The 14,612-nt window shown below is 59.9% G+C and carries 11 protein-coding genes; 7 read left to right on the forward strand and 4 right to left on the reverse strand.

Features of this window, described 5'->3' with window-relative positions; translation table 11 throughout:
- Window positions 1-36 precede the first annotated feature (36 nt).
- Together ACIOYV_RS31995 and ACIOYV_RS32000 are read right to left on the reverse strand one after the other, a co-directional pair.
- On the reverse strand, window positions 37-291 hold the full coding sequence (locus ACIOYV_RS31995) for a hypothetical protein (RefSeq protein WP_401330321.1): 255 nt from the start codon (window positions 289-291) through the stop codon (window positions 37-39).
- Between the two features lie 373 nt (window positions 292-664).
- Window positions 665-2,248: a peptide chain release factor 3 gene (locus ACIOYV_RS32000; protein ID WP_054049990.1), complete on the reverse strand. Its 1,584-nt coding sequence runs from the start codon at window positions 2,246-2,248 to the stop codon at window positions 665-667.
- A 490-nt stretch (window positions 2,249-2,738) separates the two neighbouring features.
- On the opposite strand from ACIOYV_RS32000, the gene ACIOYV_RS32005 reads away from it, so the two are divergent.
- The 5 genes from ACIOYV_RS32005 to ACIOYV_RS32025 all read left to right on the forward strand — a co-directional run bounded on the left by ACIOYV_RS32005 (window position 2,739) and on the right by ACIOYV_RS32025 (window position 7,814).
- The gene (locus tag ACIOYV_RS32005; RefSeq protein WP_054049992.1) at window positions 2,739-3,455 is read left to right on the forward strand and encodes an ABC transporter permease; all 717 of its coding nucleotides are present in this window, start codon (window positions 2,739-2,741) and stop codon (window positions 3,453-3,455) included.
- Window positions 3,456-3,475: 20 nt separating this feature from the next.
- Entirely contained in the window at window positions 3,476-4,369 is an 894-nt protein-coding gene (locus tag ACIOYV_RS32010; protein WP_290025530.1) for a glycine betaine ABC transporter substrate-binding protein, read from the forward strand.
- 9 nt (window positions 4,370-4,378) lie between these two features.
- The gene (locus tag ACIOYV_RS32015) at window positions 4,379-5,032 is read left to right on the forward strand and encodes an ABC transporter permease (RefSeq protein WP_054049996.1); all 654 of its coding nucleotides are present in this window, start codon (window positions 4,379-4,381) and stop codon (window positions 5,030-5,032) included.
- The gene (locus tag ACIOYV_RS32020) at window positions 5,029-6,186 is read left to right on the forward strand and encodes a betaine/proline/choline family ABC transporter ATP-binding protein (protein WP_010463440.1); all 1,158 of its coding nucleotides are present in this window, start codon (window positions 5,029-5,031) and stop codon (window positions 6,184-6,186) included. Before ACIOYV_RS32015 ends, ACIOYV_RS32020 begins: the two co-directional genes overlap by 4 nt.
- A gap of 464 nt (window positions 6,187-6,650) precedes the next feature.
- Window positions 6,651-7,814, forward strand: a complete 1,164-nt coding sequence (locus ACIOYV_RS32025; protein ID WP_054049998.1) for a type III PLP-dependent enzyme — start codon at window positions 6,651-6,653, stop codon at window positions 7,812-7,814.
- Between the two features lie 83 nt (window positions 7,815-7,897).
- On the opposite strand, the gene ACIOYV_RS32030 is transcribed toward ACIOYV_RS32025, so the two are convergent.
- Both ACIOYV_RS32030 and ACIOYV_RS32035 read right to left on the reverse strand, forming a co-directional pair.
- Complete coding sequence (locus tag ACIOYV_RS32030) at window positions 7,898-8,665, reverse strand: tetratricopeptide repeat protein (RefSeq protein WP_401330328.1); 768 nt, start codon at window positions 8,663-8,665, stop codon at window positions 7,898-7,900.
- On the reverse strand, window positions 8,662-9,342 hold the full coding sequence (locus ACIOYV_RS32035; protein ID WP_054050003.1) for a Fe2+-dependent dioxygenase: 681 nt from the start codon (window positions 9,340-9,342) through the stop codon (window positions 8,662-8,664). Before ACIOYV_RS32035 ends, ACIOYV_RS32030 begins: the two co-directional genes overlap by 4 nt.
- A gap of 207 nt (window positions 9,343-9,549) precedes the next feature.
- On the opposite strand from ACIOYV_RS32035, the gene ACIOYV_RS32040 reads away from it, so the two are divergent.
- Together ACIOYV_RS32040 and ACIOYV_RS32045 are read left to right on the forward strand one after the other, a co-directional pair.
- A complete protein-coding gene (locus ACIOYV_RS32040) occupies window positions 9,550-11,808 on the forward strand; it encodes a TonB-dependent siderophore receptor (protein ID WP_054050004.1) in 2,259 nt (752 codons plus the stop codon).
- Window positions 11,809-12,062: 254 nt separating this feature from the next.
- Window positions 12,063-14,588, forward strand: a complete 2,526-nt coding sequence (locus ACIOYV_RS32045; RefSeq protein ID WP_401330331.1) for a PepSY domain-containing protein — start codon at window positions 12,063-12,065, stop codon at window positions 14,586-14,588.
- The last annotated feature ends 24 nt before the right edge of the window (window positions 14,589-14,612 follow it).

The following is a 14,612-nucleotide window of genomic DNA, read 5'->3' on the forward strand; positions in this document are numbered from 1 at the left end:
GGTAGAAGGGGTTTTCTTTTGTCTGCTATCTGCCAACTACGTCTGGCTGTCGCCTTCATCGTCGTCGCTGTCAGGCTCGTCCGTGGTCGAGTCATCATCGTCAGCGCTACCGCCCTGCCCCTGATCACCGGCCTCCGATTCAGACTTGGCGATCATCATCCCCGTGTGCACCGCCTGCCCACTGGACGCCTGCTCGCCATGCTCCGGGCATTCGGCCCACGCCGCCGACATACCCACGGACAGCATCACCAAAACCTTAAGCAACAGCACAAATCGTTGAAAAATGCTCATAGCCGATTCCATCCCTTCTAAGGTGCAGCATGGGTGCCTGACGGCGCATGACCCGATTGCCGTGGCGCTGACTGAAATCTAGTTCCGATCGGCAGGGTTCACCAGATAGGACGCTAACTAAGGACGGGAATTGCCGTTAATGGGCAGATTGGTTTGGAATAAGGGTTATACCCAAACCCGATAAAAACACCGATCCCCTGTGGGAGCGGGCTTGCTCGCGAAGGCGGTGGATCAGTCACCATCATTGCTGAATGACACACCGCCTTCGCGAGCAAGCCCGCTCCCACAGGGGAATTTGCTTTGTCAGGGGAATCGGGGCAATAAAAAACCCCGCAGCTTTCGCCACGGGGTTTTTGGTGTAACCAATCAGCGCTTAGTGATGTTCACGTGTCGCACGGAATTTCACGTCCGGCCAGCGCTCTTCCATCAACGCCAGGTTAACCCGGGTCGGGGCCAGGTAGGTCAGGTGACCGCCGCCGTCGATGGCGAGGTTTTCCACTGCCTTGACCTTGAACTCTTCGAGCTTCTTCTTATCGTCGCAATCGATCCAGCGCGCGGAGTACACGGTGATCGGCTCGTAGGAGCACTCGACCTTGTATTCCTCTTTCAAGCGGCTGGCGACCACATCGAACTGCAGCACACCGACGGCGCCGAGGATGATGTCGTTGCTGCGCTCGGGGAAGAACACCTGGGTCGCGCCCTCTTCCGCCAATTGCTGCAAGCCTTGGCGCAGTTGCTTGGATTTCAGCGGATCACGCAGGCGTACGCGGCGGAACAGTTCCGGGGCGAAGTGCGGAATACCGGTAAACCCGAGCACTTCGCCTTCGGTGAAGGTGTCGCCGATCTGGATGGTGCCGTGGTTGTGCAGGCCGATGATGTCGCCGGCAAACGCTTCTTCCAGTTGCTCACGCTCGGAGGAGAAGAACGTCAGCGCATCGCCGATCCGCACGTCTTTGCCGGTGCGCACGTGGCGCATCTTCATGCCTTTTTCGTACTTGCCGGAGCAGATACGCATGAAGGCGATGCGGTCGCGGTGTTTCGGGTCCATGTTCGCCTGGATCTTGAACACGAAACCGGCGAATTTCTCTTCGACCGGTTCAACGGTGCGCTCATTGGCGACACGGGCCAGCGGTTTCGGCGCCCAGTTGACCACGGCGTCGAGCACGTGATCGACACCGAAGTTACCCAAAGCAGTCCCGAAGAACACCGGGGTCAGTTGGCCGTCGAGGAATTCCTGTTGATTGAATTCGTGACAGGCGCCCTGCACCAGTTCGAGTTGATCGACAAAACGATCGTACTCGTCGCCCAAGTGCGCGCGGGCTTCATCGGAGTCGAGCTTCTCGATGATTTTCACATCGGTGCGCTCATGGCCGTGACCGGCGGTGTACACGATGATGTAGTCGTCGGCCAGGTGGTAAACGCCCTTGAAGTCGCGGTAGCAACCGATCGGCCAGGTGATCGGCGCAGCCTTGATCTTCAGGACCGCTTCGATTTCGTCGAGCAGTTCGATCGGGTCGCGGATGTCACGGTCGAGTTTGTTGATGAAGCTGACAATCGGCGTGTCACGCAGACGGCAAACGTCCATCAGCGCGATGGTCCGAGGCTCAACACCCTTACCGCCGTCGAGGACCATCAAGGCCGAGTCCACTGCCGTCAGGGTGCGGTAGGTATCTTCGGAGAAGTCTTCGTGGCCCGGGGTGTCGAGCAGGTTGATCATGTGATCGCGATACGGGAACTGCATGACCGACGTGGTAATCGAGATACCACGCTGCTTTTCCATTTCCATCCAGTCGGAGGTGGCATGGCGGTCGGACTTGCGGGATTTCACCGTGCCCGCAATCGCAATCGCCTTGCCCATCAGCAAGAGCTTCTCGGTGATGGTGGTTTTACCGGCATCGGGGTGGGAAATAATGGCGAAAGTGCGGCGTTTCGCGACTTCGGCGGCCTGTTTGGTCATGGGAAATCGCCTGGCAGGTGATTCAAAAAAGGGCGGCGAGTATAGCCCAAAACGTTACCTCCGAACCACCGTTCGCCCTGTAGCAGCTGCCGAGCCTGCGAGGCTGCGTCCGGCGACGAAGTCGTCGTAAAACCAGACGCACGGTGTATCAGGCAGACCGCGACAGGTGACTTGACGACGGCTTCGTCGCCGGACGCAGCCTCGCGGGCTCGACAGCTGCTACATCGGGTAATCGAGATCAAAGGTGGCTAAATGCTGTTAATTATGGAACCTTTTAAAAGGTGGAGGCGTCCACTCCCCTGTTACAGCTCTCGTAGCAGGGTTTGCAAAACCTGCAAGTTAGCCTGACGAGGCTGCGCTTATGGCTCGATCTCATGCGGTTGCACCAGCATGAAGAGCTGCTTCTCGCGAACGTTGATATCCCGGCAGCCAGGAATGGTATTGCCACACGGGACTGCGTTCGCCGACAAAGAAAAAAAGGAGTCCGCCTGTGGCTATTCGCTATGGCAAGGGGCTTATTGGAGGTGCGGTTGTCGTCGCACTCCTGGCCCTGCTGGTCCACTGGATTGGCATCAACACGATCGAACATTACCGCGACGATTTGTTGTTCTACCTGCAAGCTCACTTGATTCTCGTCCTTGTTTCCATGCTGGCCGCCCTCGTAGTGGGCATCCCTGCCGGTATCTTCCTCAGCCGCCCGACCATGGTGGGACGCGCTGAACGCTTCATGCAGATCTTCAATATCGGCAACACCGTGCCGCCTCTCGCCGTACTGGCCATCGCCCTGGGGATTCTGGGCATCGGCAGCGGCCCCGCGATCTTCGCCCTGTTCCTTGCCTCGCTGTTGCCGATCGTGCGCAACACCTATGAAGGCCTGAAAAACGTCCAGGGTTCGCTGAAGGAAGCGGCGGTCGGCATCGGCATGACCCCGACGCAAGTGCTGTGGCGGGTCGAACTGCCGAACGCCGTGCCGATCATCATCGGTGGCGTGCGCGTGGCCCTGGCGATCAACGTCGGTACAGCACCGCTGGCGTTCCTGATCGGCGCCAACAGCCTGGGCAGCCTGATTTTCCCTGGCATCGCCCTGAACAATCAGCCGCAACTGCTGCTCGGCGCGGCTTGTACCGCCCTGCTGGCCTTGCTGCTCGACGGCCTGGTGACACTCGCCAGCCGCCTCTGGCTCGAACGCGGCCTACGCCCGTCTTAAGCCTCGGCAAAGGAATAATCATGAAGAAATTAAGCTTTCTAATAGGCTGCGTTCTGCTGTTCTCGGGAATCGCTCAAGCCGCTGAAAAACCGGTGATCCGCATCGGAGCCCGGGTGTTCACCGAACAAACCCTGCTCGCCGAAATCACGTCCCAGTACCTGCGCACCAAGGGTTACGACACCCAGGTGACCGGCGGTCTGGGCAGCAACCTGGCTCGCAGCGCCCACGAAAGTGGCCAGCTGGATTTGATGTGGGAATACACCGGCGTGTCGCTGGTGGCTTACAACCATGTCACCGACAAGCTCGACAGCGCCCAGTCCTACGCCCGGGTGAAAGAACTCGACGCGAAAAAAGGCCTGGTCTGGCTCACGCCGTCGAAATTCAGCAACACCTACGCCCTGGCCCTGCCGGAAACCACCGCGAAGGCTTATCCGCAGATCAACACCATCAGTGAGCTGAACACGGTGTTGCAGGCTGAGAAGAAAGATAACCACCTGGTCGCGCTGGACACCGAGTTCGCCAACCGTTCCGACGGTCTGGACGGCATGGTCGATCTCTACGGGATGAACCTGACCCGCAAGAACATCCGGCAGATGGATGCTGGCCTGGTCTACACCGCGCTGCGTAATGGCCAGGTGTTTGCCGGTCTGGTCTACACCACCGACGGTCGCCTGAACGCTTTCAAACTCAAGCTGCTCGAAGACGACAAACATTACTTCCCGGACTACACCGCCGCGCCGGTCGTGCGTCAGGTTTACCTCGACGCCCATCCAAAGCTTGCCGAAGAACTCAAGCCACTGGCTGAACTGTTCGACGACGCGACCATGCGCCAGCTGAATGCGCGGGTCGATGTCGATCACGAAAGCCCTTCATCCGTTGCCGCAGATTTCCTGCGCCAGCATCCACTGAACTGAGGAGAAGACATGGAATTTCTGAACGCCTTTTCCCATCTCGATTGGCCGCTGGTGCTGCACCTGACCTTGCAGCACATCACCCTGGTCGGCATCGCCGTGACGCTGGCGATCCTTGTTGGCGTGCCGCTGGGCGTGCTGATGACGCGCTTCCCGACGCTCGCCGGCCCCTTGCAAGCCAGCGCCACGGTGCTGCTGACCGTGCCGTCGATTGCGCTGTTCGGCCTGCTGCTGCCGTTCTACTCCAAATTCGGCCAGGGCCTGGGCCCGATGCCGGCGATCACCGCAGTGTTTCTGTATTCGCTGCTACCGATCATGCGTAACACCTACCTGGCGCTGACCGGCGTCGAACCCGGCATTCGCGAAGCCGCTCGCGGCATCGGCATGACCTTCGGCCAGCGCCTGCGCATGGTTGAACTGCCAATCGCCGTGCCGGTGATCCTCGCCGGCGTACGCACCGCCGTGGTCATGAACATTGGTGTCATGACCATCGCCGCGACCATCGGTGCCGGTGGCCTCGGTGTACTTATTCTCGCTTCAATCAGCCGCAGCGACATGTCGATGCTGATCGTCGGCGCCGTGCTGGTCAGTCTCCTGGCCATCTTCGCCGACCTGCTTCTGCAATGGCTGCAACGCACGCTGACTCCAAAAGGACTGCTCAAATGATCGAACTTCAAAACCTCAGCAAGACCTTCCAAAGCAACGGCAAAGATGTGAAAGCCGTGGACTCGGTAAGCCTGACCGTCAATGAAGGCGAAATCTGTGTGTTCCTCGGGCCATCGGGCTGCGGCAAAAGCACCACGCTGAAAATGATCAACCGCCTGATCAAGCCGACCTCCGGCAAGATCCTGATCAACGGCGAAGACACCACCGACCTCGACGCCGTGACCCTGCGTCGCAACATCGGTTATGTGATCCAGCAGATCGGTCTGTTCCCGAACATGACCATCGAAGAAAACATCACCATCGTTCCGCGCCTGCTCGGCTGGGACAAGCAGAAATGCCACGACCGCGCTCGCGAGTTGATGAGCATGATCAAGCTCGAGCCCAAGCAATACCTGAATCGCTACCCGCGTGAGTTGTCCGGTGGTCAGCAGCAGCGGATCGGCGTGATTCGCGCACTGGCGGCAGATGCGCCGCTGTTGTTGATGGATGAACCGTTTGGTGCGGTCGATCCGATCAACCGCGAGATGATCCAGAACGAGTTCTTCGAGATGCAGCGCGCGTTGAACAAGACCGTGATCATGGTCAGCCACGACATCGATGAAGCGATCAAGCTGGGCGACAAGATTGCGATCTTCCGCGCCGGCAAGCTGTTGCAGATCGATCACCCGGACACCCTGCTCGCGCACCCGGCGGACGACTTTGTCAGCAACTTTGTCGGCCAGGACAGCACGCTCAAGCGTCTGTTGCTGGTGAAAGCCGAAGACGCGGCGGACAACGCGCCGTCGGTGAGCCCGGAAACCCCAGTGGCTGAAGCCCTGGAGTTGATGGACGAACTCGACCGTCGTTATGTGGTGGTCACGGACGGTGAGAACAAGGCGCTCGGTTATGTACGCCGTCGCGACCTGCACCGTCAGACCGGGACTTGCGCGCAATACCTGCGCGAGTTCAACGCCACCGCGGCGTTCGACGAGCATTTACGCATCCTGCTGTCGCGCATGTACGAGTTCAACCGCTCGTGGCTGCCGGTAATGGATGCCGAGCGGGTGTTCCTCGGTGAAGTGACCCAGGAATCGATTGCCGAGTACCTGAGCTCCGGTAAGTCCCGTGGCGGCAAGACCAGCATCGTTTCGCCAGCCGAGACTGCGTTGGCCTGATCTGGCGCCTTCGCGGGCAAGCCTCGCTCCTACAGGTGCAGTGTCGTACGCAACATCACGGCATGCAGTAACCCTGTAGGAGCGAGGCTTGCCCGCGAATGGGCCAACTCGATTTATCTGAATCCCGCCAAAATCCCCTCATCCGGGGAACATCACACTGTCATGCAGGTCGGTTACATCAGTAGCTGTCAGGGACCGCACGACGGAAGCGTGCAAAAACGCGACATTTTTTGTTGATCTCAAGCCCCTCACGCCCTAAAGTTCGCGCCGAACGTCCATGCTGGAAACGATCCATCCGGCTCAAGTACTGACGACGAGACAGCAAGGCCAAGGGAAGCACCATTTCCCATGGCCTTTTTGCTTTCGGCGACATGCCTTGGGAAGTAGGCGAACCAAAGTGGGGATACGGAGGACGTTCATTTGCGCCCATTGATTAATTTAGTTTGCCAGTAGGAGATCCCAGCATGTCGATCAACGTCGAAGACTATTACGCGCGCGAAACCTTCCAGAGATTGAAGGCCTTCGCCGACACCCAAGAAACCCCGTTCGTGGTGATCGACACCGCGATGATCAGCCAGGCCTATGACGACCTGCGCGCCGGTTTCGAATTCGCCAAAGTCTATTACGCAGTCAAGGCCAACCCGGCCGTTGAAATCATCGACCTGCTCAAAGAGAAAGGCTCGAGCTTCGACATCGCGTCGATCTATGAGCTGGACAAAGTGATGGACCGTGGCGTCAGCCCGGACCGCATCAGCTACGGCAACACCATCAAGAAATCCAAGGACATCCGCTACTTCTACGACAAGGGCGTGCGCCTGTTCTCCACCGACTCCGAAGCCGATCTGCGCAACATCGCCAAGGCTGCACCGGGTTCGAAAGTCTACGTGCGCATCCTCACCGAAGGCTCGACCACTGCTGACTGGCCGTTGTCGCGCAAATTCGGCTGCCAGACCGACATGGCCATGGACCTGCTGATCCTCGCCCGCGACCTGGGCCTGGTGCCTTACGGCATCTCGTTCCACGTTGGCTCGCAACAGCGCGACATCAGCGTCTGGGACGCAGCGATCGCCAAGGTCAAAGTGATCTTCGAGCGCCTGAAAGAAGAAGACGGCATTCACCTGAAGCTGATCAACATGGGCGGTGGCTTCCCGGCCAACTACATCACCCGCACCAACAGCCTGGAAACCTACGCTGAAGAAATCATCCGTTTCCTCAAGGAAGATTTCGGTGACGACCTGCCGGAAATCATCCTGGAACCGGGCCGTTCGTTGATCGCCAACGCCGGCATCCTGGTCAGCGAAGTGGTATTGGTCGCGCGTAAATCCCGCACTGCGGTAGAGCGCTGGGTGTACACGGATGTGGGCAAGTTCTCCGGCCTGATCGAAACCATGGACGAAGCCATCAAGTTCCCGATCTGGACCGAGAAGAAAGGCGAGATGGAAGAAGTCGTCATCGCCGGCCCGACCTGCGACAGCGCCGACATCATGTACGAAAACTACAAGTACGGTTTGCCGCTGAACCTGGCCATTGGTGATCGTTTGTACTGGTTGTCCACCGGTGCCTACACCACCAGTTACAGCGCGGTTGAATTCAACGGCTTCCCGCCGCTGAAATCGTTCTACGTGTAAGCGTTACCCGCTGAAAACAAAAAGCCCATGACGAGTCATGGGCTTTTTTGTGCCTGAAATCCGCCCCCGAAAACACCCCGCGCCTACAAAGGTTTGAGGTCGTACTCCAGTTCGGCGCAGCGCTGGGCATAATCCGCCGCCAACGCTCGAATGTTCGAATCCGTTGCGCTTGCCAATGTCTTACTCGCAACCCGCAGGAAATTCAGATTCCCGCCGGCCAATGCCTTGCGCAACCAATCCAGCGCCTCTTCGATATGGCCTTCATCCGCCAGCAGCGCGGCATAACTGAACTGCCCGCGAAAATCCCCGCCCACCGCCGAACGTCGATACCAATCACGTGCAGCTTGCGGATCCGCCGGACATACCCGCCCATCCTCCAGATAACGCCCCAGCAGGTTCATCGATTTCGCGTGGCCCATTTCAGCGGCACGGCGATAAAGACTCAGCGCCTGCGTCTGGTCTTCAACCACACCGCGCCCGGTGGCCAGCAGATTGGCGTAGTTGTACATCGCCCAATCCAGGCCCTTCTCGGCCGCCAGTCGATAATGCCCAGCAGCCACTGAAGCATCGGCGCTGCAACCCCAGCCATGCTCATGACAACGACCGAGCATGTTGCGCGCCATCAGGTGCCCGCCATTGGCGGCAATCCCGAACCAACGCACGGCCAACGGCTGATCCTGTTCGATGCCCTGCCCGTCCAGCAGAATCTGCCCGAGCAATGCCTGGGCATCGAGCACGCCTTCGCGCGCAGCGATCAGAATCGCTTGGGCCGCCCGCGCCGGACTTTCCTCAAGCATGGCTTTGAGCCGATCACCGTCGAGGACTTCCTCGCGGCGCAGTTGATAACTCATACCTCGACCCAGCGGCGCAGCAGGTTGTGATAAGTCCCAGTGAGGCGGATCAGCGACGGGTGATCGGGCATGTCCTGGGTCAGTTGCTGGATCGCGCCGTCCATCTCGAACAGCAAGGCGCGCTGGCTGTCTTCGCGAACCAGGCTTTGGGTCCAGAAGAACGAGGCATAGCGCGTACCGCGAGTGACGGCGTTGACCTTGTGCAGGCTGCTGCCGGGGTACAGGACCATGTCGCCGGCGGGTAACTTGACCCGTTGGGTGCCGAAGGTGTCCTGGATCTCCAGCTCGCCGCCGTCGTAATCCTCCGGCTCGCTGAAGAACAGCGTCGCCGACAGGTCAGTGCGCACTCGCTCGATGCTGCCCTTGGGCTGGCGCACGGCGTTATCGATGTGAAAGTCGAAACTGCCGCCCGCCGTGTAGCAGTTCAGCAACGGCGGGAAGACTTTGTGCGGTAACGCGGCTGACATGAACTGAGGATTTTTCCACAGCCGTTCAAGCATCGCCGCACCAACTTCCTTGGCCAACGGGTGACCTTCCGGCAGTTGCAGGTTGTGCTTGGCCTTGGCCGACTGGAAGCCGGCGGTGATTTTGCCGTCGGCCCAATCCGCCTGTTCCAGGGCTTCGCGAATGCGCTGCACTTCTTCTTTCGCGAACACGCCGGGAATGTGCAGCAGCATGGGACGACACCTAGTGGTCAAAGGGGCGCCAATGGTATTGATTCTTATTGCCCGTGTAAAACCCCATAGACGAACGAGACAGCAAAAACCGTAAGGCTAAATTGTAAAGAATGTAAATTCGTCGCGAATAGTAACGTTTCGCAATTGATACAAATACCTGTTTACCCTATATTCCGCGACCTCAAATCCTTGGGGAGGGGAATTCACATGTCACGCCAATTACAACAATCACCGGTCAGTTCACCACGTTTGCTCGCCTCTGCCATTGGCATGGCGATCACTGCCGGCTCCGCTGGGCACATGGTGTTCGCTGCCGAGAAGACTGACGAAAAAGCCTCGGGCAATGCGATTTCCCTGGACGCCACCAGCGTGGTTGGCGAGGAACAAGACACCTCCTACAAGACCGACACCTCGGCTTCGAAAAAATACACCGCGCCGCTGCGCGAGACGCCGAAAAGCGTCACCGTGATCCCGCAACAAGTGATCCGCGACACCGGCGCCACCAGTCTGGTCGACGCATTGCGCACCACGCCGGGCATCACCTTCGGCGCCGGTGAAGGCGGCAACCCGGCCGGCGACCGTCCGATCATTCGCGGCTTCAACGCTGAAAGCGATGTGTTCGTCGACGGCATGCGCGACCCGGCCTCCCAGAGCCGTGAAATCTTCGACGTTGAATCCGTCGAAATCAGCAAAGGCCCGGGCTCGGCCTTCACCGGCGCCGGCTCCACCGGTGGCAGCCTGAACCTGGTGAGCAAGACCGCCAAACTGGGCAACTTCTACAATGGCGGCTTCACTTGGGGTTCGGACCAGACCAAGCGCACCACCCTCGACCTGAACCAGCAGATCAACGACACCTCGGCCTTCCGTCTGAACCTGATGAAGCACGAAGCCAACGTCGCCGGGCGTGACGGCGTGGACGTCAGTCGCTGGGGCGTGGCGCCGACCTTCTCCTTCGGCCTGGGCACCGACACCCGCGTGACCGTCGGTTACTACCACGTCGAAACCGACGACATGCCGGACTACGGCGTGCCGCTGACCTTGAGCCCGAACCGCAGCAAGTACCACGTCGACAAGCCGGCCAACGTCAATAAAGACAACTTCTACGGCCTCACCGGTCGCGATTATCGCCAGACCGAAAACGACAGCGGCACGATCAAGATCGAACACGATCTGAATGAAGACCTGACCGTTTCCAACAGCTTCCGCATGTCCCGTTCGACCCTCGACTACATCGTCACCAACCCCGACGACAGCAAGGGCAACGTGGCCAACGGCAGCGTTTACCGTGGCTCGAAAAGCCGTAACTCGACGTCCAGCGGCTGGGTCAACCAGACCGACCTGAGCGCCAAGTTCAACACCGGTGCGATCGAACACAGCCTGGTCACCGGCCTGGAGTTTTCCTATCAGGACACTCACAACCGCCCGTATATCCTGACCTCCACGGCTGCTGGCACCACTTGCAACCGCGCACTGTTCAACTCCGGCGACTGCACCAACCTGTACAAGCCGACGCCTGGGGATAACTGGTCGGGCTCCATCAAAGACAGCAATGCCTTCACCGACACCGACACCAAAACCGCTGCGGCTTATGTGTTCGATACCCTGAAGTTCAACGAGCAATGGTCCCTGAACCTGGGCCTTCGCTACGACAACTACCAGACCGAATCCAGCGGCTACGCCAATGCCGGTCGAACCACCCCGGCGGGCAGTTTCTCCCGGGAGAACACCACCGACCTGGTCAACTACCAGATCGGCGTGGTCTACAACCCGCTGCCTAACGGTAGCGTGTACGCGGCCTACTCCACCTCCAGCAACCCGGCCGGTGAAACCAGCGGTAACGGCAGCCTGGAACTGGCAGCGAACAACAGCGACCTGGACCCGGAAAAGAACCGCAACTACGAGATCGGCACCAAGTGGGACTTCTTCGGTGACGACCTGTCGCTGACCGCCGCACTGTTCCGCACCGAGAAAACCAACGCCCGTATCGACGATCCGGACGGCGCCACCACCCAAGTTCTGGACGGCGAACAAACCGTCAACGGTCTGGAGCTGACCTACACCGGCAAACTGACCCGTAACTGGAAAGTCTTCGGCGGCTATACCTACATGGAAAGCGAAGTGGTCAAGACCACCCTCGCCGCCGACAAAGGCAACCATATGCCGAGCACGCCACGGAACAACTTCACCCTGTGGTCGACCTACGACCTGATCCCGGAAAAGTTGACCATCGGTGGCGGCGCAACCTTCGTCGATTCGCAGTTCGGCAACGTCGCCAACTCGGTGGAGATCCCGTCCTACTGGCGCTACGACGCCATGGCCAGCTACGCGCTGACCAAGAACGTCGACCTGCAACTCAACGTACAGAACCTGACCGACAAGCGTTATTTCGACCAGGTGTTCCAGACGCATTACGCCCACGTGGCGGCGGGTCGTACTGCCCTGCTGAGTGCGAACTTCCACTTCTGATTGCCAGCCACACCGCAATCCCCTGTAGGAGCGAAGCTTGCTCGCGAAGGCGTCGTGTCAGTCGACATCGAAACTGCCTGACACACCGCTTTCGCGAGCAAGCTTCGCTCCTACAGGGAATGCGGCGGACATCAGGACCAGGCCCCGTTCATTCAATTGAACGGGGCTTTTGTACGTAATAAAGAATGTTTCTCGACAACCCACGGCATAATGCGCGCCGTGATGATTACTTTCGAACGAACAAGGCGAGCGACGTGTTGAAGAAAACCCTGTTCCAGTTGCACTGGTTTTTTGGCATCAGTGCCGGACTGGTCCTGGCCCTGATGGGCATAACCGGTGCGGCCTATTCGTTCCAGGATGAAATCCTGCGGGCGCTGAATCCCTCTGTGTTGCAGGTGGAGAAGCAGGTCGCCGGTGTCTTGCCACCCGCCGAGTTGGTGGAACGCATCGAAGCCACCTCCGGCAAGAAAGTCTCGATGCTCTGGGTCGAGACCGACAGCGGCAACGCCGCGCGCGTGATCTTCACCCCGCCACCGGGCGAGCGTCGCGGTGAGATGCGTTACTTCGACCCGTACACCGCCGAATTCCTCGGCGATGCCACCGGCCAGGACTTCTTCGGCCTGATGCTGCAACTGCACCGGTTCCTCGCCATGGGCGACACCGGTCGGCAGATCACCGGCGCCTGCACCTTGATCCTGGTGTTCTTCTGCCTGTCCGGGCTTTACCTGCGCTGGCCGCGCCAATGGAACAAATGGCGCGCCTGGCTGACGCTGGACTGGAAGAAAAAGGGCCGCAGCTTCAATTGGGATCTGCACTCGGTGGCGGGCACCTGGTGCCTGATGTTTTACCTATTGGCCGCGTTGACCGGGTTGTCCTGGTCCTACGAGTGGTACAACAAGGGCCTGACCAAGTTGCTGTCCGACGCGCCGCAGAACGAGCGGGTTCGCAACCGTGGCCCGGCGCCGAGCGGTCCTGCGCCGAGCGCCGATTACGCAGCAATGTGGAGCAGCATCTACAGCGCCGCCGGCCCGAACCTGTCCGCCTACAACATCCGCATGCCGCCCCTGGCCGGCCAACCGGCGACCGTGTTCTACCTGCTGAACACCTCGCCCCATGACCGCGCGTTGAACGAGATCAGCCTCGATCCGGCGACCGGCATCGTCAAACGCCACGACCGCTACAGCGACAAGAGCTTCAAGGCGCAGCTGCTGACCAGTATCTACGCGCTGCACACTGGCAGTTACTTCGGCATTGTCGGGCGGATTGTCCTGACGATTACCGCGCTGACCATGCCGCTGTTTTTCGTCACAGGTTGGTTGCTGTACCTGGATCGTCGGCGCAAGAAACGCCAGATCAAGGACGCGCGTAACGGCCTCGTGCAACCGGGCAGCGATGCTCCGGCGTGGCTGATCGGTTTCGCCAGCCAGAGCGGATTTGCCGAGCAACTCGCGTGGCAGACCGCCGGCCAATTGCAGGCCGCAGGATTGCCGGTGAAGGTGCAACCGCTGGCGAGTGTCAGCGAGCAGGATCTGCGCGATTCGAACAATGCGCTGTTCGTGGTCAGCACCTTTGGCGACGGCGAAGCGCCGGACAGCGCCCGGGGTTTCGAACGCAAAGTGCTGACCCAGGCGTCGAGCCTGGAAAGCCTGAACTACGCGGTGCTCGGGCTGGGTGATCGCCAGTATCAACACTTCTGCGGTTTCGCCCGTCGCCTGCACACCTGGCTCGGCGAACACGGCGGCAAGACCCTGTTTGCCCCGGTGGAAGTCGACAGCGGCGACCCCTACGCCTTGCGTCACTGGCAGCAGCAACTCGGCCTGGTGACCGGACAGGCGCCGGTGGACACCTGGCAAGCGCCCAGCTACGACAACTGGACGCTGACCCGTCGCGAACTGATGAACCCGGACAGCTGCGGCTCGCCGGTGTACAAGATCGGCCTCAGCGCCCCGAACACCAGCAGTTGGCTGGCCGGTGACCTGGTGGAAGTCATGCCGCGCAATTGTCCGTGGGCGATCGAGCATTTCCTCGATGGCCTGGGGATCGATGGTCGGGCCATGGTTGAGCTCGATGGACTGTCGCAACCCTTGGACCAGGCCCTCGCCAGTCGGCAAATGCCGGAGAACCGCGCGCACCTGGTCGGCCTGCATGCCCAGGCGCTGGTGCAGGCCTTGGTGCCGCTGGCGATGCGCGAATATTCCATCGCTTCAATCGCCGCCGACGGCATTCTGGAACTGATCGTCCGCCAGGAAGTGCACCCCGATGGCAGCCTCGGCATCGGCTCCGGCTGGCTCACCGAACATGCGCCCGTGGGCGGCAGCATCAGTCTGCGAGTGCGGCGTAACAGCGGTTTCCATCTGCCGACCGAACCGGTGCCGATGATCCTGCTGGGCAACGGCACCGGCCTGGCCGGGCTGCGCAGTTTGCTCAAGGCACGGATTGCCGACGGGCAACAACGGCATTGGCTGCTGTTTGGCGAGCGCCAGCGCGAGCACGACTATTTGTGCCGCGATGAGCTGGAAGGATGGTTGATCGAGGGCGATCTGGAGCGACTGGACCTGGCGTTCTCCCGGGATCAGGCCGAGAAGGTCTACGTCCAGGACCGCCTGCGCGAATCCGCCACCGAGCTGAAGAAATGGCTGGCCGAGGGTGCGGTGATCTACATCTGCGGCAGCTTGCAAGGCATGGCCTCAGGCGTGGACCACGCGCTCAACGAAATACTCGGGATCGAAGAAGTAGACCGGTTGATCGAACAAGGCCGCTACCGCCGCGACGTCTACTGACACCCACAATCAGATCTGGCGCCG

It is taken from the genome of Pseudomonas sp. NPDC087342 (assembly GCF_044744265.1).
In the GTDB taxonomy this organism is placed as follows: domain Bacteria; phylum Pseudomonadota; class Gammaproteobacteria; order Pseudomonadales; family Pseudomonadaceae; genus Aquipseudomonas; species Aquipseudomonas nunensis.